At 57.8% G+C, this 19624-nt stretch carries 17 protein-coding genes; 14 read left to right on the forward strand and 3 right to left on the reverse strand.

Features of this window, described 5'->3' with window-relative positions; all coding sequences use genetic code 11:
* Positions 1-47 precede the first annotated feature (47 nt).
* Both ACR0C3_RS20245 and ACR0C3_RS20250 read right to left on the reverse strand, forming a co-directional pair.
* Positions 48-1259: an extracellular solute-binding protein gene (locus ACR0C3_RS20245; RefSeq protein ID WP_170380323.1), complete on the reverse strand. Its 1212-nt coding sequence runs from the start codon at positions 1257-1259 to the stop codon at positions 48-50.
* 75 nt (positions 1260-1334) lie between these two features.
* Positions 1335-2381, reverse strand: a complete 1047-nt coding sequence (locus tag ACR0C3_RS20250; protein ID WP_480526241.1) for an ABC transporter ATP-binding protein — start codon at positions 2379-2381, stop codon at positions 1335-1337.
* Positions 2382-2533: 152 nt separating this feature from the next.
* On the opposite strand from ACR0C3_RS20250, the gene ACR0C3_RS20255 reads away from it, so the two are divergent.
* A complete protein-coding gene (locus ACR0C3_RS20255; protein ID WP_480526239.1) occupies positions 2534-3547 on the forward strand; it encodes a nuclear transport factor 2 family protein in 1014 nt (337 codons plus the stop codon).
* Positions 3544-4416 carry an amidohydrolase family protein gene (locus ACR0C3_RS20260; RefSeq protein ID WP_480760202.1) on the forward strand — a complete coding sequence of 291 codons (873 nt, stop codon included), beginning with the start codon at positions 3544-3546 and terminating at the stop codon, positions 4414-4416. Before ACR0C3_RS20255 ends, ACR0C3_RS20260 begins: the two co-directional genes overlap by 4 nt.
* A 209-nt stretch (positions 4417-4625) precedes the next feature.
* Here ACR0C3_RS20260 and ACR0C3_RS20265 read toward each other — a convergent pair whose 3' ends face one another.
* Positions 4626-5873 carry a flavin-containing monooxygenase gene (locus ACR0C3_RS20265; protein ID WP_480760204.1) on the reverse strand — a complete coding sequence of 416 codons (1248 nt, stop codon included), beginning with the start codon at positions 5871-5873 and terminating at the stop codon, positions 4626-4628.
* A 200-nt stretch (positions 5874-6073) separates the two neighbouring features.
* On the opposite strand from ACR0C3_RS20265, the gene ACR0C3_RS20270 reads away from it, so the two are divergent.
* The 12 genes from ACR0C3_RS20270 to ACR0C3_RS20325 all read left to right on the forward strand — a co-directional run bounded on the left by ACR0C3_RS20270 (position 6074) and on the right by ACR0C3_RS20325 (position 19624).
* Positions 6074-7216, forward strand: coding sequence for an aromatic ring-hydroxylating oxygenase subunit alpha (locus ACR0C3_RS20270; protein ID WP_480760205.1), 1143 nt, complete (start codon positions 6074-6076; stop codon positions 7214-7216).
* Between the two features lie 2 nt (positions 7217-7218).
* On the forward strand, positions 7219-7635 hold the full coding sequence (locus ACR0C3_RS20275) for a RidA family protein (protein WP_170473868.1): 417 nt from the start codon (positions 7219-7221) through the stop codon (positions 7633-7635).
* 4 nt (positions 7636-7639) lie between these two features.
* The gene (locus tag ACR0C3_RS20280) at positions 7640-8314 is read left to right on the forward strand and encodes a DUF1028 domain-containing protein (protein WP_480760207.1); all 675 of its coding nucleotides are present in this window, start codon (positions 7640-7642) and stop codon (positions 8312-8314) included.
* A gap of 24 nt (positions 8315-8338) precedes the next feature.
* Positions 8339-9448 (forward strand): aromatic ring-hydroxylating oxygenase subunit alpha, encoded by a 1110-nt coding sequence (locus tag ACR0C3_RS20285; protein WP_480760208.1) that lies wholly within the window; start codon positions 8339-8341, stop codon positions 9446-9448.
* A 54-nt stretch (positions 9449-9502) separates the two neighbouring features.
* The gene (locus tag ACR0C3_RS20290; RefSeq protein WP_480760209.1) at positions 9503-10438 is read left to right on the forward strand and encodes a LysR family transcriptional regulator; all 936 of its coding nucleotides are present in this window, start codon (positions 9503-9505) and stop codon (positions 10436-10438) included.
* Complete coding sequence (argE, locus tag ACR0C3_RS20295) at positions 10435-11580, forward strand: acetylornithine deacetylase (RefSeq protein ID WP_480760211.1); 1146 nt, start codon at positions 10435-10437, stop codon at positions 11578-11580. Before ACR0C3_RS20290 ends, argE begins: the two co-directional genes overlap by 4 nt.
* A gap of 613 nt (positions 11581-12193) precedes the next feature.
* A complete protein-coding gene (locus ACR0C3_RS20300) occupies positions 12194-14611 on the forward strand; it encodes a DUF3141 domain-containing protein (protein WP_480760212.1) in 2418 nt (805 codons plus the stop codon).
* Between the two features lie 158 nt (positions 14612-14769).
* On the forward strand, positions 14770-16131 hold the full coding sequence (locus ACR0C3_RS20305; RefSeq protein ID WP_170692650.1) for a V-type ATP synthase subunit B: 1362 nt from the start codon (positions 14770-14772) through the stop codon (positions 16129-16131).
* Positions 16109-16714 carry a V-type ATP synthase subunit D gene (locus ACR0C3_RS20310; protein ID WP_480760213.1) on the forward strand — a complete coding sequence of 202 codons (606 nt, stop codon included), beginning with the start codon at positions 16109-16111 and terminating at the stop codon, positions 16712-16714. Before ACR0C3_RS20305 ends, ACR0C3_RS20310 begins: the two co-directional genes overlap by 23 nt.
* The gene (locus ACR0C3_RS20315) at positions 16711-18507 is read left to right on the forward strand and encodes a V-type ATP synthase subunit I (RefSeq protein ID WP_480760214.1); all 1797 of its coding nucleotides are present in this window, start codon (positions 16711-16713) and stop codon (positions 18505-18507) included. The genes ACR0C3_RS20310 and ACR0C3_RS20315 overlap by 4 nt, the downstream gene beginning before the upstream one ends.
* Positions 18504-18947, forward strand: a complete 444-nt coding sequence (locus ACR0C3_RS20320) for an ATP synthase subunit C (RefSeq protein ID WP_170324458.1) — start codon at positions 18504-18506, stop codon at positions 18945-18947. Before ACR0C3_RS20315 ends, ACR0C3_RS20320 begins: the two co-directional genes overlap by 4 nt.
* Positions 18947-19624: a hypothetical protein gene (locus ACR0C3_RS20325; protein WP_170702247.1), complete on the forward strand. Its 678-nt coding sequence runs from the start codon at positions 18947-18949 to the stop codon at positions 19622-19624. The genes ACR0C3_RS20320 and ACR0C3_RS20325 overlap by 1 nt, the downstream gene beginning before the upstream one ends.

Here is a 19624-nt window from a genome sequence, read left to right on the forward strand (position 1 = left end):
TCTCGGGTGAGGAAATAGGGAGGGCACGGGGCCCTCCCCGGGGAGGATCAGTTGCTGATCAAACCAGCTTCTTTCGCGGCGGTGATGTAGTCCGCCTCGATATCGGCCAGCGCAGTCTGTGCGTCCTTGGCGCCGGTCAGGTAGTCGGCCAGACCGTTACCCAGGGCGCTGTGCAGAACACCCATGGCGGCGCTGGCCGGGTAGGCCCCCGCACCGTTTTCCGCCGAGGCGGCAGCGCCTGCAGCCAGTTCGCCGGGCTGGTAGGCCGCGTTCAGCCAGACGGCGGTGTCATTGTTGGCACTGACCATGTCACCGTCGATTCCTTCCATGACCAGACGGAAGGCGGCATCGGCCTCTTCATCGCTCATGTTCGAGGCCAGAACGATGCCGTCCCACCAGATTGTGGTCGAGGGGCGCTCGGATCCCATCGGAGCCGAGGCCATGGTGACCTTGCCGACCACTTGGCTTTCGGCCTCGTCATTCATGGCAGCGGCGCGGCTGGCCCACAGGTTCGCCATAGCGATCTTGCCCTGTTGGAACTGCTGCTGCACATAGGTGGAATCAGACACAAGGTATTCGGGATCCATGAACTCGGTCATGGCCTTCATCGTCTCGAGCGCCTTGACGCCCTTTTCGTTGTTGATCGCGGGCATGTTGCCTTCGCCGATGAACGTGCCGCCTTCGCCCATATACATGTTGACGAATTCCTGGGCCAGGTTCCAACCAGTTTTGAAGGTTCCGCCGATGGGGTATTCCATCACGCCGGCCTCTTTAATCTTGGCGGCGGCGGCCAGAACATCGTCATAGGTCTTGGGCTCTTCGATGCCCAGCTCGGCCAGAACATCGTTGCGATACATCAGGTGCTGCGCGTTCACCATCATGGCGATCGCCATCACCTTGCCGTCGACCTTGATCAGCTGATTGGGCAGCAGGTCTTGCCCGTATTTTGCAACCAGATCATCCAGCGGACGGATCGTGCCCGCGTTCAGAAGTGGGATCATGGTTTCATTCGCCACGCCGCCGATCTGATAGAGCGAGGGGTCGGCCGCAAAGGCTTCTGGCTGTTTCTCGCGGAATTCCTGGTCTAGCGAGGCGCTGAAATTGCCGCACTCGGCCATCGCGTCCGTCACTGCTTTCCAGGCTTCGAACCCTGCCGACAGTGATTTCAGCGGCACTTCGTTTTCATAGGAGCAGGCTGCCGATGCACCGCTTGCCGCGATGGCCATGGCGCCTGCCATTAGGATCGTCTTGAGTTTCATGCGTTTCTCCCTGTCAGGATAGGTCCGTCGTCGACGCCCGGACCGCTGTTATGCCCCGAAGGGCTGTTGGCGGGGTTACTCCCCGATCCGCGCACCGCTTCCAGCTTCGAAGAGGTGACAGATTTCTGTAGGCACCGAGAATGAGACATCATCCCCGATCTCGGCGCGGAAAGATTTGTCGGCCTTGACTGACACCAAAGCCCCACCGACCCGGACCGAGATCATGGTCGCGTCGCCCAGAAGCTCCAGCGTGTAGATCGGTGCGGTGATCTGGCCCGCGCCTTCGGCAAGGCTGGCATCCTCGGCCCGGAAACCCAGTGTCATGGCGCCATCGGGTGCGTTGACCGGGATTTCGACATGTTCCGCACGGAACACGCCGCCCGCGACCTCACCCTCCATCAGGTTCATGGCGGGTGAGCCGATAAAGCTGGCCACAAAGGTATTCGCTGGTCGGTCATAGATTTCGGTCGGGCTACCGACCTGCTGCACCACGCCCTGTTTCATCACCACAACGCGGTCAGCCAGTGTCATCGCCTCGATCTGGTCGTGGGTCACATAGATCGTGGTCACCGCCAGCTCATGGCTGAGGTTCTTGATTTGCGCCCGAGTCGAAACCCGCAGCTTGGCATCCAGGTTCGACAGAGGCTCGTCCATCAGGAACACGTTCGGTTCACGTACGATGGCGCGGGCCAGGGCCACGCGCTGCCGCTGACCGCCCGACAGTTCGGCGGGTTTGCGATGTAGGAATTCGTCCAGCTCGACCATCGCGCTGGCGCGACGAACCTTGTCGTCATGGGTCGCCGGGTCGATACCGCGCACCTTTAGCGGGAAGCGGATGTTCTCATAGACGTTCATGTTGGGGTAGAGCGCATAGCTTTGGAAGACCATCGCTACATCGCGGTCCTTGGGCTCCAGATCGTTGACGACCTTGCCGTCGATCAGGATATCGCCCTCAGTCACGTCCTCAAGCCCGGCGATCATCCGCATCGTGGTGGTTTTGCCGCAACCCGATGGTCCCAGCAGCACCAGAAACTCGCGATCTGCAATGGTTAGGTCAAAATTGTGGACCCCAACAAACGAACCCCATCGTTTGCCGACGTTACGCAGTTGAATTTCCGCCATGGTGCCCCCAACTAGGATTCGTTTTGCATACGTTTGCAAAACTGTAATTCGCATATATCAAATCAGGCAAGACTTTTTTGCATACGTATGCAAGAATGTGGAGAATACCCGATTCATTCTAGCGACACAAAACGCGCAACACCCTGACACAAATGGAAAATACCGTGACCTTCCAGAAAGAGAAAAAAGTTATCTCTGACTTTCATTCCGCATTGGATTCAGCGACGCCCCAAGACGTTCCTAGCGTCATGAGTCGTTTCTGTACGCCTGATTCACTGTGGCGCGGTTTTCACCCGTTCAACTTGATCAATGATGCAGAACAGGTGGGCCAGCAATTCTGGATGCCCCTGAAATCCAGTCTGACACGATTGCAAAATCGGGTGGATATCATGTTCGCCGGGCAGAATTCGCTGCGTGATGAATCAGATGTGTGGGTCGTCACTATGGGGCATTTGATGGGCCTGTTCGACCATCCCTGGTTGGGCATTCGCCCGACCGGAAAGCTTGCGTTTCTGCGCTATTGCGCCTTCTACAAGGTCGCCGACGGCAAGATCACGGAAACGGCGATGTATTTCGACATACCACACCTGATGGTGCAGGCCGGGCAGAACCCGTTTCCTCCGCAAACAGCGGCGCATCTGGTGCAACCCGGCCCAATGCCACATGACGGCCTGCTGCTCACGGAACAGCCGGTTGCAGAGGGTGAGAAAACACTGGCATTGATCAATGCGATGATCTCGGACCTTGGCCAGTGGCAAGGCGGGTTACCGCTTGAGGAAGAGTTGGCCAGAACCTGGCATCAAGACATGATCTGGTGGGGGCCCGAGGGGATAGGTGCGACCTACACGATCGAACGCTATGCCAAGCAACATTCGGGACCGTTCCGTGCGGGTTTCAAAGACCGGTCAAAGACCAAGCATATCTGCCGTCTAGCCGAAGCGCATTATGGCGGCTTCTTTGGCTGGCCCAACTTCACCGCAACGCCCTCAGGAGGGTTCATGGGTATGCCGGCCACTGGCAAACCGGGTGAGTTCAGGGTGATCGACATTTATCGCCGTGCCGAGGACAAACTGGCCGAAAACTGGATTTTCATAGACCTGCTGCATTTCTGGAAACAACAGGGCGTCGACGTATTGGGTCGCACTGCTGGGATCGAAACACCATGAAGATAGACGCACATCACCATCTGTGGGATCTGAACGCCGTGGAGTATCCTTGGTTGATGGAAAAGGGCGCCGTTCGGTTTTTTGGCGACCCCACGCCGATCCAGCGTGACTACTTGTTGCCAGAGTATCGCGCGGATGCGTCGGCACAGGGCTTCTCGGCTTCGGTCCATATCCAGGTCGGCGCCGCCGATCCCTGGGCCGAGGCGCAGTGGGTGCAATCCGTGGCCGATCAATATCCTGACTGGCCGCTGGTTCAGGTCGTATTTTGCGATCTGACGGCCAACGATCTAGAGTACCAGCTGGACCGCTTTCAATCGCTACCCTCGGTTCGGGGTGTTCGTCAGATCGTTGGGCGCGCGCCCGGCGAAGATGCCAAGACCGGCACAAACAAATTGCTTGAAAACCCGGATTTCCGGACCGGCTTAATTGCCGTGGGCGAGCGGGGCCTTTCCTTTGACCTTCAATTGCTTCCCGAACTGATGGAGCAAACTGCCGAAGTGCTTTCTCAGGCACCACGCACGCCTGTTGCTCTTTGCCACGCAGGCTCACCACATGACCGCAGTGCCGAGGGATTAAGTCATTGGGAAGAGGCGCTTAGTTCCCTGTCTAAACTGCCGCAGGTCCATTGCAAACTATCTGGGCTTGGCATGTTTGATCACAATTGGAGCGCCCAAAACGTCGCGCCAATCGTTTCAACCTGCTTGTCGCAATTCGGCGCAGATCGTTGCATGTTCGGATCGAACTTTCCGGTCGACAGTCTTTCTTCTACTTACCTTGAGCTGGTTTCGCGCCTTCAAGAACTGATCCCTGACGCGCATCAGAACAGCGTGTTCCAAGATACTGCAAAGAGGTTCTACCGTTTTGAATGAGGTTGGAAACTGTACTCGAAGTTGATCGGCCCGTTGCAATTGAGGGTACCGCGTGGGGCGATACGTTTAGATATGCGCACGCCCGGATTCATTCGGTTTCAACATGTCAGGCAATCACAGCCAGACTTTCGACTTCAAATTAAAACCGAGCCAGGCAGATCAGGCCGCTCATGCGAACGGCATAGATCTCTTTGGTGGATCGACACCTCTCAAGGAGAGTTTGGTGCATAGGCCAGATAGTTTTCCTGAATTGAAATCTGGTCCGCGATGAACTTTGCATCGTGCCAAACGCCCCAGATAAACGAGGACCCACGGCGCGATTGCCACGGCAGCCCGACGAAGTAAAGTCCGGGCACCGGAGAGACTCCACGCTGATGGATCGGTCTGCCCCGGTCGTCCAGCGTGTCTGCCTCCAGCCAGTCATAGTCAAACTGGAACCCTGTTGCCCAAATCACGGTGCGGATATTGTTGCGCTCAAGGTCCAGCTCGCGAATTGGGTCTGACACACAGGCGGGATCGTCCCCTACGACCCAGGCCTCGGGCTCTTCTGGTAGGTCCATGCCGGTGCGCGCAACATAGGCATCGGCGGCTTCGAGCAGGGACAACATGTTTGCGTCGCCCGCATCGAGATTGGCTTTGAGATCATCGGCGATATGGAGAACGCCGTTTTCATATCCCGACGACATCCCCAGCAAAGTGATGCCGCGCTGGGCAAGTTTCCTGAAATCTACGGTTTTGCCGCCATGCGCGCCACTGACAGCGATCGTGACATGCTCGGTGCCAGGAGCCGGTGTATCCAAATTCCAAATGCCGAGAACGCCCAGCCACCAGACATTGTCGCGCCCGCGGTAGCGACGCGGAGGCCGGTCATGGGGGCCAATGGAGAAGAAAACCTCGCGCCCAGCATCGTGCAACTCGGCCGCGATCTGCGATCCTGAGGAACCGCCGCCGATCACCAAAACGGCACCCTCAGGCAAAGCATCGGGATTCCGATAGGCGGTGGAGTGCATCTGCAGAACGCCAGAGGTTTCGGGGATGATCGGCGGAATCGCCGGTTTCTGAAACGGCCCTGTGGCACAGACGAGGTGGCGCGCTTCTATGGGACCTTGCGAGGTTTCGACCAAAAAGCCCGCGCGGTTTTCATGCGGTCGCGCACGCGTCACCGTGACGCCAGTGCGAACGGGCGCGTCGATCAATTTGGCATAGTCTTCAAAATACTGGGCTACGCATTCCTTGCGTGGAAAGGCGTCGCGGTCGCCGGAAAACTCCAGGCCCGGGAAGCGATCATGCCATGCCGGGCCATTTGCAACGAGTGAATCCCACCGTTCGGATCGCCAACGTTCGGCAATGCGGCCCCGCTCTAAAAGGACGTGGTCAATGCCTTGGGCACGGAGATGCTCGCTTGTGGCAATGCCCGCCTGACCTGCGCCAATCACCACCGTGTCGAAGTTTTCCATCGCGTCACCTTTTTTGCCGTGCTGGGTTTCTGTTGGCCCGGCTGCTTCTTTTGCTTGTGCAACCCTAATTTTGTATCATCTTATGTCGATTAGATTTTACCTAATCGCCGGTAAGATAGACTTTTGGTTTGTTTCCGGCAAAAGCCGTCTCAGTATGTGAATGCGGTGGCCGCCCGCGACTCAGGCAAAGAGGTTCGTTCATGCCCAAAGACCACGTTGATCCCATCGCCGCTCTGCGCGCGAATACCTCGGTCCCCTTTGAACGTGCGCGGGCCATGCCGACCGAGGTCTATACCGAGCCGAGCTTTGTCGATGCAGAGCTTGAGCACATCTTCCGAAAGGACTGGTACTGTGTGGGCCGGGCCGACGCCTTGTCGTCTGTAGGGGACTATGTGGCCTGCGAACTGGCCGGGCAGCCAATCGTTGTGTTGCGCGACAGGGACGGAGATCTGCGCGCGATGAGCAATGTGTGCCTGCACCGCATGTCGACACTTTTGCATGGGCGCGGGAATGCCAAGATGATCGTCTGCCCCTATCACGCCTGGACCTATAACCTCGACGGCAAGCTGCGCGGTGCGCCCGCGATGAAGCAGAACGAGGGGTTTTGCAAAGAAAACTACGCGCTGCCTCAGGTTCGCTGCGAGGAATGGCTGGGCTGGGTCTTTGTCTGCCTTGATCCAAATGCAGCCCCCGTGGCCGAGCAACTGTCCGAAGTGGCGACCATGATCGAAGGTTATGACATGGCCAACTATTCCGAGGCGTTCTACGAAGAACACGTCTGGGATACCAACTGGAAAGTGTTGGCCGAGAATTTCATGGAAAGCTACCATTTGCCGGTGTGCCACGCGGGCACGATTGGTGGCTTGTCGCGGCTGGAGGACATGATTTGCCCACCCGGCAGCACGGCCTTCAACTACCACACGATTCTGAAGGATGAGTCCCTGCGCATTGCCATGGCGCACCCCAGCAATGACCGGCTGAAAGGCGATGAACGCCGCACGACCTTTCTTCTGGCGCTTTATCCAAGCCTGATGATCACGCTGACTCCAGGGTATTTCTGGTATCTGTCGTTGCACCCCAAAGGGCCGGGTCAGGTGCATATCCGCTTTGGCGGCGGTATGTCGAATGACTTTGCTGATGACCCGGATGCGCAAGACAATTTCACCGCGCTGAAGGCGCTTCTGGATGACGTGAATGTCGAAGATCGTGGCTGTACCGAAAAAGTGTTTCGGGGCCTGTGTTCAGAAGCAGCAACGCCTGGGCATCTCAGCCATCTGGAACGCCCGAACTACGACTTTGCGCAGTATCTGATGACAAAGATCGACGCAGGAGGCGCGTCCTAAATATGGCTCACACCCGCATCCGCCCATTCAATACCGGCGATACCTACCCTGAGCAATCGCTCGACAATGACCTGTGCCAAGCCGTTGTCACTCGTGGCGGGAGTACTGTCTGGATGCGCGGGCAGTGCCCGCAGAACCTGGACGATGCCAAGAACATCGACAGCCACGACCCGGCAGAGCAGACCCACAAGGTGATGCAGAACATCAAGCAATTGATCGAAGAAGCAGGCGGCGAAATGGAGCATCTCGTCAAGGTGGTCGTCTATATCACCGATGTCCGCCACCGTGAGGCTGTGTATCGCACCATGGGCGAATACATTAAGGGCGTGCATCCTGTCTCGACCGGGCTGGTGGTGCAGGCTCTGGCACGGCCCGAATGGCTGGTGGAGATTGACGCCACCGCCGTGATCCCGGACTAGCCCTGTGACTTTCTCTCTTGTGGCCCGATGCGCGCAGACCGGCATGTTTGGCATGGCGATCTCGTCTTCTTCTCCGGCAGTTGCAGCCCGTTGCGCCTATGCCCGAGCAGGCATTGGCGCGGTGGCGAGCCAGAATGTCACCGATCCGAGCCTTGGTCCAAAAACGCTCGATCTGATGGAACAGGGCGCCTCGGCTGAGGTGGCGGTGAGCCAAATCACTGGTGAGGCCGCGCACATCGCGTACAGGCAGCTTCTGGCAATAGACCGGAACGGAACTACAGCCATCCACTCAGGCCAAAACGTGCTGGGCAACTGGAACGAGGCGCAGGGCAGGGATGTTGCATCGGGGGGCAATCTTCTGGCCCATGATGGTGTGCCCGCCGCCATTGTGTCCGCTTTTGAGGACGCGACGGGTCACTTGGGTGATAGGCTGGTTGCTGCAATGCGCGCTGGGCTTGCTGCCGGGGGCGAGGCCGGGCCCGTGCATTCCGCGGGTCTGATGCTGGTCGACAAAGTCAGCTGGCCCGTGGCCGACCTGCGGTGCGACTGGACCGAGGATTGCCCCATTGAAGCGGTTGCAACCGCCTGGAACGTCTACAAACCACAACTGGACGATTACGTGCGCCGCGCACTCGATCCCTCCGCCGCGCCCTCCTATGGCGTGCCGGGGGACGCATAAGACATAACAACAAGGGAGGCCGGGATGACCCATTTGCGAACGAAACTTCAAGACTTGGCCGCCTTGCCCGCGGATCGCCCGATGGGTATGCCCGGCGCATTCTACACCTCGCAGGAGCAATTCGACCACGAGGCGCAGACTGTGCTTCGCAGCGGGTGGCACTGCTTGGGTCGGGTCGATGAAATCCCGGAACCCGGTGATTTCTTTACCGTCCAGCTTCTGAATGAACCCTTGCTTGTCGTGCGCGGCGATGAGGGTGAAATCCGTGCCGTTGCAAATGTGTGTCGGCATCGCGGAATGCCACTGGCAGAAGGAAGCGGTAATACAAAGCGGTTTGTATGCTCGTATCACGCATGGGCCTACGGGCGCGACGGTGCCTTGCTGCGCGCCCCGCGAATGGAGAATGCGGGCTTTGATCCCAAATCCTGCCGGCTGCCGGAACACCAGGTGCAGCTTTGGAACGGGTTCATTTACGTGAACCTGACGCCGGACGCCCCGCCGTTTGAGCACCCCGAGCTTGATGCCATGCTGGCGCCTTATGAGACCGAGGATTTCCGCCTTGTGCATGTGGCTGAAGAGAACTGGCAGACCAACTGGAAATGCCTGGTTGAGAACTTCATGGAAGGCTACCACCTGAGTGTGGTCCATCCGCAAACTCTGCACGGCTACACCCCGTCAGGGCTGTCGCGCAAGCTGGTCAGCGGGGACGGGTACACCTCCTACGCTGCCAATTACCCGGACAATATCACGCCGCGCGGAGACGGCGCGGCGGGCCTGAGCGAGGCAGAACGAAAACGGTCGTCCCTCTTTGCCAAGTTTCCCACGCAGGTGGCCAGCCAAGCTGCCAGCCTGCTTGTGTCACTTTCTATTTTCCCGATCAACGCGAACCTAATCCGCGTCAAATGGACGATGTCCGTCTATCGCGATAACCTCGATCACGACACGATCCAGGGGCGAATCGCGCTCTGGGAAGAGGTCAACCGCGAGGATCGCGAAAAGCTTGAGCGCATGCAGGTCGCGCTGCATTCTGCCCACGCGATCGAAGGGCCGCTGGCAGGGGATGACTATGAAGGCACGATCCGTGATTTCCAGATCTGGCTGGCCCAACAGGATAGTGCCCCTGATCTGGCCTGAGAGTATGCGAGCCCTGAAGACCTCTGCCAACGTCTCTAAAATAGGAGTGTCTGCGTGCCGCGTCTGACCCTCCGGCAGTTGGAGTACCTCGTTGCGGTTGGCGAAACAGGTAGTATAGCGCGGGCCGCAGACCGGTTGAACGTCTCGTCGCCGTCGATCTCATCGGCCATCACCCAGCTAGAAGAAGAGTTGGCGATTTCGCTGTTCGTGCGGCAACACGCGCAGGGTCTGTCACTGACACAAGGTGGGCAGAGGGTGCTTGAAAAAGCCCGCCAGGTCCTGAACGACGCAAGAGAGATCGCAAACATTGCCGCCGATATTTCAGGTACGGCGCGCGGCCCTCTTGCGGTGGGCTGCCTGCTGACCTTTGCGCAACTTGTCTTACCGCGGTTGCGGCGCGGGTTTGAAACCGGATTTCCAGATGTCAGGATCGCCCAGAAAGAACTGAACCAGGCCGAGATATTCAACGCATTGCAACGGTCCGAGATCGACATTGCGCTGACCTATGACATGGATATTCCAACAGACCTGAATTTCATCGGGTTGGTGCGCCTGAACCCATTTGCTTTGTTGCATGCTGGGCACGAGCTAGCGACGCGGACATCCGTATCCATTGATGATCTGGCGGACCTGCCAATGATCCTCCTCGATTTGCCGATCAGTACCGACTACTTCCTGTCGCTTTTTACGGCATCCTCGCGCCAGCCTCGTATCGTGGAGCTGACGCGAGACATGGCCGTGATGCGTTCAATGGTTGGGAACGCCTTTGGCTATTCCATCGCCAATGTGCGCCCGCAAAGCTATACATCACCGGACGGCAATCCGCTTGTTTGCGTGCCGATTACCGGGCCGGTTCGGTCCTTGAGAATGGGCCTTTTGACCACCCACGGTGCGGAAAAGTCGCGCACGGTGTCTGCGTTCATAGACTATGCGCAGGCTCAGGCCCGCGCGGGCGCCTTCCGCGCCATCGGAGGAGAAGCGCTTTCATGAGTGTCTCGCTAGAGGTTCTGGAGCGTCTGGTTGCCTTTGAAACCGTCAGTGCCCGATCCAACCTCGATATGATCGCCTATATCGAAGACTTTCTGCGCAATCGTGGCTTTCGGGTGCAGCGCATCGCGGATCCTGATGAACCTAAGGCAGGACTTTTTGCAGAAATCGGGCCGTCTGTTGAAGGCGGGCTGTTACTCTCTGCGCATTCCGACGTGGTGCCGGTCGAGGGGCAGGACTGGAGCGTAAGCCCCTTCAGACTGACCTGTCAGCGAGGCCGATTGTTCGGGCGTGGAACGACCGACATGAAAGGTTTTCTGGCTGAGATGCTGGCCCTCGCCGATGCCGTGCACGGTCGGGAATTGAAAACGCCCCTAAAGCTCTTGGTTTCTTACGACGAAGAGATCGGCTGCGTCGGGATCTCACGCATGAAAAAGCAGCTACCGTCGCTGCTGGGGCGTCCCAGACTGGCCATTGTGGGCGAGCCGACCGAGATGCAGGTCGCCATTGGTCACAAAGGCAAGCGTGCCTACCGCGCCGACATAAGAGGAGAGGCCGGACATTCCGCACTGGCCCCGCAATTTGTAAACGCACTCCATGTTGCCGTCGATTTCGTCGCAAAGTTGCGCCAGATGCAGCAGAAGGCCCAACAAACCGGGATCCGCAACGACGCCTACGATGTGCCCTATACGACCTTCCATGTTGGCCAGCTGTCCGGCGGCACAGCTCTCAACCTTGTACCCGACAAGGCGACGCTTGTGTTTGAGTTCCGGCATCTGGCGGAAGATGACCCCGACGAGATCGAAGCCGAGCTTCAGCAGGCAGCAGACGCGGTTTTGGCCAAGTTTCCAACGGCTGCCCAAATCTCGCTTCGGGCGTTGGCGGGATACCCCGGGTTGTCAGTCTCCAGCTCTGAGCCAGAGGTCTCACTTGTCAAATCCTCTGGCGGCGGCGAAACAACCCACGTTGCATTCGGAACTGAGGCTGGCGTTCTGTCAGACCTTGGTATCGCGACAGTGGTGTGCGGCCCAGGGTCTATGGCGGAACAAGGCCACAAGCCTGATGAGTACGTTTCCGAGGAACAATTGGTTGCTTGTTCCGTCATGCTTGGAAAAGTCGCGAATGAGGTGTTGTTTGGCCTCTAGGGCAGATGTGTTTTTTGTGAGGTCAGTTGCGAAGCTTCCGACAATTGACGCCCACACTTGATGCGTATGAATGCCGTCTGCTCCGGTAAGGGGCGGTCCTGGATTGGCGTATTGTGGTCAGCTTTAAGCGTTGTCCATTCTAATGGATCGGTTGCGTGTCGTCAGAGATTGTTGCGGAGACTAATGTGCCTCAACCTTGCTACAGAACGACTTTGACGCAGCGTTGGCGAGGTAGTTTGACCATTCAAATGTTTCGAATCGATTGAGAAGTGGTATGCTGCACTGCAGAAATCGAGGCGCCACGATGTTCCACCTGAATAGGTCAAAAGCTGTCGTCATCGGAGTAGCGAGCGATCGGTCGATCGCGTGGGGTTATGCACGCGCGCTGCAGTCGCAAAGCGAAGATGTCGCCGGGCCTTCTGAAAACCCGCGTCGTCACCGGGATAGCCAATTTTGGTGCGCTGCAGCAAAGCATGCACCCACACATCACTTCGAGACCATCGAAGATGTCGACCTGTGCATCGTTTCTTGCAAGCAGCGAGGCGTTCAATTTTACCGGGGGCATACTCGCCGTCGACGGTGAAACCAACATCGTCCGAGGAAGGATAGATCAATGGCTCGGAATTCATTCGCGAATGAAAAGGCATCGAACCTTGCAACGGGTGAAAACATAACGGCCGTGAACAGCAAATTGTTTGACGCGATTTCTAACGTGCTCGATCAATCTGGTGTTCAGTATGAAATTCTGTCTCGTGCCGCCACCATTCAGGCACAAAAAATAACTGAGCACCATTCGGATCGGGTTCTGAACCTGACAAGCGATCTGCGAGATCTTGCGGTGCAATTCACGCAGACGAAATCTGTTGGCTCGGCTTGGGCGGACTACGTCAAGGATGCTGGTCAGCGCGTCGCCTTGACGATGGACGCCTTGCGTGAGCGTGGTGATGTTTTCATCGAACATGAAGCGGCCGGTTGCCCGCCAGTGCTTGCCTATGACTACGAAGTGATCGTTGATGGGGCGGAGCTCGACCGGCCTTGCAACTATCAGCTATTGCGCATTGTCCCCCCGCAAGGGATCGACGTAGACGATCACAAACGCCCCTACATCATCATTGACCCGCGTGCCGGTCATGGCGGTGGTATTGGTGGTTTCAAGTCCGACAGCCAGGTCGGCGTGGCGCTGGCCAAGGGCCATCCGGTCTATTTTGTGAGCTTCGGCCGTGATCCGGTTAAAGGTCAGACATTAGCCGACGTCATGCATGCCGAGGCTGGATTTGTTCGAACAGTCAGCGCGCGTCACCCCAAAAGCCCGCAACCAGTTGTGACAGGAAACTGCCAGGGCGGTTGGGCGACATTGCTGATGGCGGCCTGCAACCCAGATCTGAACGGACCTTTGGTGCTCAACGGAGCGCCGGTTGCACCTTGGTCGGGTGAGGTTGGTGAAAACCCCATGCGCTACAACGGTGGTATGCTTGGTGGCACCTGGCAGCCGATGTTCTGGTCAGATTTGGGGAATGGCAAGTTCGACGGCGCCAATCTGGTGATGAATTTCGAGCAGCTAAACCCCAGCCGAAACTACTTTGGCAAATATTTCGATCTGTATCGCGATCCCGAAGCCGGCAGGCAGCGCTTCATTGATTTTGAGCGCTGGTGGGGTGGGTTTTTCATTCTGAACGAGGCCGAAATTCGATGGATTGTCGAACAGCTGTTCGTTGGAAACCGGCTGGTCAAGAATACCGCGCAACTGGAACCCGGAGTTCCCGTTGATCTCAAGGCGATCAAAGCGCCGATATTTGTCTTTGCAAGCCATGGCGACAATATCACGCCGCCGCAACAGGCGTTGAACTGGATTGCCGAAACCTATGCGGACGAAGAAGAGATACGGGTACGCGGCCAGCGCATCATCTACATGCTTCATGATGAGGTGGGACATCTGGGCATCTTTGTTTCCTCCAAGGTCGCGCGCAAAGAGCACGCAGGCTTGGCCTCTACACTTGAGACGGTCGAGGCAATGGCGCCTGGTCTCTATGAGATGGTCATTGACAACATCGAAGGGGACGGGGTCGATAAATCCTTCGAAGTTCGTTTCGTCGAACGAACGCTGTCGGACGTCGCGGCATTGGATGACGGTCGACAGGATGAGAACAGTTTTGCCGCAGTGGCGCAAATGTCCGAAGTGCAAGCAGGGGCCTATGAAACCTTCGGTCGCCCAGCAGTGCAAGCCCTGTCGTCACCGGTGATGGCCCAGGCTTTGCTAAATGCACATCCATTGCGAGCACAACGCGCTGCGATGTCTTCGAGCACAGTTTTGGGGAAAGGAATCGAAACTCTGGCGAAGAATGCCAGAGCGGAGCGCGCTCCCGCCGATGCTGAAAATCCGTTTCTGAAATGGGAAAAACTCACCGGTGAATGGATTGAGCAGTCGATGGATCTTGGCCGAGATTTGCGCGACGCCTGGTATGAGACGTCCTTTTTCGCCATTTGGGGTGGGCCGTTTGCGTCTTGGTTCGGGCAAAGGAATGCAACGCGCCGAACGCTGCCGGATCCGGCGACTTTGCGCGATCTGCCCGAGGTCAGTGCGGTGCTTGCTCATATGCGGCAAGGAGGTCTACCCGAGGCGGTCATTCGTATACTGGTTCTATTGGCCGACAGTCACAAAGGCTTTCGTGCCGAGATTTTACACCGGTGGGCGCATATCTTTCACCACGAAGCGCCGTTCAAGTCCCTTTCGGTTACCGACCGTCAGCGGATTCTGTATGAGCAATCCCTGGTCGCCACTTTTGATCCGAAGGGCGCGGTCGACACGTTGCCTTATCTATTGCCCGACAAAGCGCGCCGCACTGAAGCCGTCGAGCTTGTCAAGCACATCATAGGTGAAGTCCGAACGCCGTCTAAAGAACTAGAAGAAATGGCCAATCTTCTTGTACGGGTTTTGGACTACAGTGGGGATGCTGGAACTGAGGCAAAGCCAGCGTCAGAGTCATCACCAGCAAGACCCAGAAGGCGAAAAGTAACCCGAAACCCAGTCTGAATTGAAACGATTTCATTGCTTTAGGCCGGAAACGTCTATTAACTTGGCGGCAACCAGATTTATCAGATCAATATAAATCCCTCCGGCGCTGATGCTTTGGTGGGCAGCACGAAGGTGGAAAGAATTTAAACTCTTAAACATGCGACTTAGGGTAGGCGATGTCTCAGAGTCTTTTGAAGTATACACGTGTTTTGGAAATTGTCGGCGACACGATCAAGGTTCGTGTGCCGGTTGACGATGGTGGCGCACCGGCTGTTCGGTTCAATGATCTGGCGGTGATCGAAACGGTCGATGGGCATAAAACGTTGGCCCAAGCGATCTTTATCGACCGGGATGTGGTGACGCTGCAGGTGTTCTCGGGCACCAAGGGCATCTCGACCGAGGCGACAGCGACCTTCCTGGGTCACCCGATGCAGACGCCGTATTCTGCCAATATTCTGGGACGCGTTTTTGACGGCGCGGGAGAGCCGATTGACGGCGGCCCTGACCTGTCTGCCGAGCCTCGGATCGACATAGGCGGCCCGACGGTGAACCCGGCCGAACGGGCCGTGCCCAACAAGATGATACGCACCGACGTGCCAATGATCGACGTGTTCAATACGCTGGTCGAAAGCCAGAAGATCCCGATCTTTTCGGTCTCGGGCGAACCGTTCAACGCCTTCCTCAGCCGCATCGGCATACAGGCGGACGCGGATATCGTGGTCTTCGGCGGCTTGGGGTTGATCTTCGATGACTACCACACGTTTCGGACTTCGTTTGAGGATGCAGGGGTGTTCTCGCGCACCGTGATGTTCGTCAATCAGGCCATGGACCCTCTGGTGGAACGCCTTCTGGTGCCAGACATGGTGCTGGCCGTGGCCGAGAAATTCGCGGTGGAAGAGGGTAAGCGCGTTCTTGTGCTTCTGACCGACATGACCGCCTATGCAGATGCGATGAAAGAGGTGGGCATAAGTCAGGAGCGCGTCCCCTCGCAGCGTGGCTATATGGGTGATCTCTATTCGCAGCTCGCGCGGCGCTACGAGAAAGCCTGTGACTATGCCAAAGGGGGCTCGGTGACTGTTCTGACCGTCACGACAATGCCCGGCAACGATGTGACCCACCCTGTGCCGGACAACACGGGCTACATCACCGAGGGGCAGTTCTACCTGCATTCGGGTGTGATTGACCCATTTGGCAGCCTCTCGCGCCTGAAGCAGAACGTCATAGGCAAGACCACCCGCGAGGATCACGGGCAGATCATGAACACGATGATCCGCTTCTATTCGGAAAGCCGGGACGCCGCGCAGAAACAGGCGATGGCGTTTGATCTGTCAGACTACGATCATCAACTTCTGAAATTCGGTGCGCTGTTCCGAAAACGGTTCATGGATATCAATGTCTCGATCCCGTTGGAGGATGCGCTGGATCTGGGTTGGAAAACACTGGCCGAATGTTTTGCGCCTGAACAATTGCTGATGAAGCAAGCTCTGATCGACAAGTATTTCCCAAAGGATGGTGATGGCGCGGTTGCAGCTGAATAAGTCGTCGCTCGCCCGCGAGCAGACACAGCTGAAAAGCTATGAGCGGTTCCTGCCGTCGCTGGACCTTAAACGCCAGCAGTTGATGGCCGAGCGCGCCAAAGCACGTGAGGACGTAAAGCGTCTCGAAGACGAAGTGAGCGATCTGGCGCAACAGGTCGGCGCGAAGCTCCCCATGCTGGCGCAGAAGGACATTGATCTGGACGGGTTGGTCGAGCTGAAAGACTACAAGGTCAAAGAAGTGAATGTCGTGGGCGTAAAGATGCCCGCCCTTGACCGGATTGAGGTTTCGGTGCGGCCATACTCGCGGCTGGCCAAGCCCCATTGGGTCGACGCCGCCGCGCAACTGCTGCACGACATGATCGAGGCGCGCCTGCGGGTCAAAGTGGCAGAAGAGCGTGTGAAGATTTTCGACAAGGCCGTCGCCACGATCACGCAGCGGGTCAATCTGTTCGAAAAGGTTCTGATCCCGCGCGCAAAGGCCAATATCAAGAAGATCCGCATCTATCTGAGTGATGAGCAGATGCAGGCCGTCGTGCGCTCGAAGATCTCCAAGCGCAAACATGCGCATGAGGCCGTGTCATGAGTGTTGCACGGCTCAAGAAGCTGTCTCTGGTGGGACGGGCGGCGCAGAAGATCGAAACGCTTGAGGCGTTGCAGGCGCTGGGCTGTATGCATGTTCTGCCTCTGGCTCCTCCGCCGGCTGAGCCGGAAAAGGTCAATGAACGGGGCGCGCATGAAGCATACAAGGCACTGCGCTTTCTGACCGATGTCCCCGAGCCTCGCAGGCAAATACAACGCGATCCTGAGTTCCAGATGGATCAGTTCGTCAAAGACGTGCTGGACCTGATGCAGCGTACGCGTGACATGTCAGACCGGCGGGATTTTCTGGCCCATCGGATTGCTCAGGTGCAGCCTTGGGGGGATTTGGATTTCCCGCCAGACGATGTGCTGGCGGGCAACCGGTTGTGGTTTTACCAGTTACCACTAAAGCACCGGGATGCGTTGGAGAGTCTGGCGCTACCTTGGGCCATTCTCGAACAGGATCATCGCTTCATCTATGCCGTTCTGATTGCGCCAGACGAACCCGCCGACGATATCTTGCCGGTTCCGCGCACGCATACCGGCTCTTTGCCGATTCACGAGTTGGAAGCGCAGCTGGAAGAGGCAGAGATCGCGATCGAAGCGCTTGAGGCGGAACGGGTTGCGCAGACCCGCTACTTGACGCTGATGCGGCGCAACCTGTCCGTAGCTGAAAGTGCGGCAGAGCTAGCCCACGCCACCCAGAAGGTCCGCGACGAAGAGGCGATGTTTGCCCTGCAGGGCTGGGTGCCAGAAGATCGGATTGATGCGGTTCTGGAGATGGCGGGGGCGAAAGATGCCGCCGTTCTGATCGAAGACCCGGGCGCCGATGACACCCCGCCCACATTGCTGGAGCAGCCGGAACAGCGCAGCGCTGCTGTGGACTTGGCGCTGTTTTACCAAGTGCCGGGCTACAAGGACTGGGACCCGAGCGTGATCGTCGCTGCCTCTTTCGCGTTCTTCTTTGCGATGATCGTGGCAGATGCAGGATATGGGGCCGTCATTCTGCTGGGCCTGTTTTTGTTCTGGAAGCGTTTGGGCGGGACAGTCAGCCAACAATCCTGGAGGCGCTACGGCGTCATCGTTTCGGCGGCGACAGTCATTTATGGCGTGCTGGTTGGCAGCTATTTTGGGGTCGCGCCGCCCGATGGGTCCCTTCTGGCAAAGGCCAAATTGCTGGACCTGAATAACTTCGGCGCGATGATGATGATCTCGATTGTTGTCGGTGTCTTGCATCTTGTGCTGGCCAACGCTTTAGCCGCGCGTGCGGCATGGGGGCAGCGCAAAGCTGTTGCCAATCTTGGTTGGATCGCGGCGCTGATCGGCGGGTTCGTCCTGTGGCTCAGCTACATGAAAGGCCAATCAGCAGCGCCGGGCGCGATGATTTTGGGCGCGGGTCTTCTCGCAATCCTGCTGTTTACCAGCGAGAGGCAGATCAAAAAACCAATCGACTGGCTCTGGCGACTTATTGACGGTGTACAGGGTCTTGCCGGGGCGATGGGCGCGTTCGGAGATGTCCTCAGCTATATGCGCCTCTTTGCACTCGGGTTGGCCTCAGCCTCGCTTGCGATCACCTTTAACGATCTGGCCGTCTCGATTATCCACGCGCTGAAAGGGCCGGGCATTTTGTTCGGCCTGCTGATCCTGATCATCGGCCACATCCTGAACTTCGCCCTCGCCATGATGAGCGGCGTCGTCCACGGGTTACGTCTCAATTACATCGAATTCTTTAAATGGGGCCTGCCGGACGAAGGCATCGTCTTTCGTCCGTTCGCCCGCAAGGAGGTTCAGAAATGAATGAGCTTGTTCTGACATTGGGTTGGCTGGGCATCTACGCCCCCATGGCGCTGGGCGCGGCGGCCAGTGCGATTGGCTGTTCGATAGCGGGCATGGCCAGTATTGGTGCGATGACCGAGACCGAGGGCGGCTATGGCCGTTTCGTCGGCGTCTCGGCCTTTCCGTCAACGATGGTGATCTATGGGATCGTCATCATGTTCACGCTCAACCGCGATGTGACGCCGGAAAACGCGGGCGGGTTGTTCGGGATCGGCATCCTGTCCGGCATCGCATTGATGTATTGCGGTATCTGGCAGGGGCGCGCCTGTGCCGCCGCGATCAATGCAACGAAAGAGAAGCCTGAGATTTTCGGCCTGTCCTTGGCTCCGGCGGCAATTATCGAAGGCTTTGGCGTCTTCGCCTTCGTCTTCGCCCTCGTGATCAGTGCGGGGATCAGTTGATGGCACAGGATGGCATGATCTCGCACGGCGTTGACGCACTGATCGACAAACTGCGCAATGATGGGGTGGCCGCCGGGCAGGCGGATGCCGAGAAGCTGAGGGCGGATGCCAAGGCCGAGGCGGCCAAGATTCTGGCGGACGCCAAGCGTGAGGCGGATGCCTACCAGAAAAAGGCCCGCAGCGACTCCGACAGCTATCGCGCGGCAGGCGAAGAGGCGCTGAACACCGCCATGCGGGACGCGGTTCTGACCATGAAGGCGGGCCTGACGGATCGGTTTCGAGAGGACGTGGCGCGCCTCGTCACCAAGGAAATGGCAGACCCGGACCTGCTGAAACAGATGATCCTGGAGGTTGTCGGGCGCGCGGCTGAGGGCGCCAATCTCGAGGGCAAGGTTCAGGTCATCCTGCCCGCAAAGGTCGCCACGCAAGAAGACATCAAGCAAAACGCTGATGACATCCAGTCCGGTAAGCTGACGAAATACGTACTTGGCCTGACCGCCGAAATGCTGCGTGAACAGGTGGAATTGCATGCTGCGGACGATGCGCAGGACGGTATCCGAGTGCGGGCGGAAGATCAGGGCGTGGTTCTGGATTTGACCGACAAGGCCGTGGCCTCGCTGCTGATGCAGCATCTACAGCCCCGTTTCCGCGCCGTGCTGGAAGGGGTGATCCGGTAA

This window comes from Ruegeria sp. CK3 (assembly GCF_056536565.1).

Excerpts from the sequence above, each read along its gene's own strand:
- ACR0C3_RS20275 (WP_170473868.1), top strand. The coding sequence starts at position 7,219 with ATGGCTCACACCCGCATCCGCCCATTCAATACCGGCGATACCTACCCT.
- ACR0C3_RS20245 (WP_170380323.1), bottom strand. The coding sequence starts at position 1,259 with ATGAAACTCAAGACGATCCTAATGGCAGGCGCCATGGCCATCGCGGCA.
- ACR0C3_RS20310 (WP_480760213.1), top strand. The coding sequence starts at position 16,109 with ATGGCGCGGTTGCAGCTGAATAAGTCGTCGCTCGCCCGCGAGCAGACA.
- ACR0C3_RS20285 (WP_480760208.1), top strand. The coding sequence starts at position 8,339 with ATGACCCATTTGCGAACGAAACTTCAAGACTTGGCCGCCTTGCCCGCG.
- ACR0C3_RS20300 (WP_480760212.1), top strand. The coding sequence starts at position 12,194 with ATGGCTCGGAATTCATTCGCGAATGAAAAGGCATCGAACCTTGCAACG.
- ACR0C3_RS20320 (WP_170324458.1), top strand. The coding sequence starts at position 18,504 with ATGAATGAGCTTGTTCTGACATTGGGTTGGCTGGGCATCTACGCCCCC.
- ACR0C3_RS20325 (WP_170702247.1), top strand. The coding sequence starts at position 18,947 with ATGGCACAGGATGGCATGATCTCGCACGGCGTTGACGCACTGATCGAC.
- ACR0C3_RS20270 (WP_480760205.1), top strand. The coding sequence starts at position 6,074 with ATGCCCAAAGACCACGTTGATCCCATCGCCGCTCTGCGCGCGAATACC.
- ACR0C3_RS20255 (WP_480526239.1), top strand. The coding sequence starts at position 2,534 with ATGGAAAATACCGTGACCTTCCAGAAAGAGAAAAAAGTTATCTCTGAC.
- ACR0C3_RS20315 (WP_480760214.1), top strand. The coding sequence starts at position 16,711 with ATGAGTGTTGCACGGCTCAAGAAGCTGTCTCTGGTGGGACGGGCGGCG.
- ACR0C3_RS20305 (WP_170692650.1), top strand. The coding sequence starts at position 14,770 with ATGTCTCAGAGTCTTTTGAAGTATACACGTGTTTTGGAAATTGTCGGC.
- argE (WP_480760211.1), top strand. The coding sequence starts at position 10,435 with ATGAGTGTCTCGCTAGAGGTTCTGGAGCGTCTGGTTGCCTTTGAAACC.
- ACR0C3_RS20260 (WP_480760202.1), top strand. The coding sequence starts at position 3,544 with ATGAAGATAGACGCACATCACCATCTGTGGGATCTGAACGCCGTGGAG.
- ACR0C3_RS20265 (WP_480760204.1), bottom strand. The coding sequence starts at position 5,873 with ATGGAAAACTTCGACACGGTGGTGATTGGCGCAGGTCAGGCGGGCATT.
- ACR0C3_RS20250 (WP_480526241.1), bottom strand. The coding sequence starts at position 2,381 with ATGGCGGAAATTCAACTGCGTAACGTCGGCAAACGATGGGGTTCGTTT.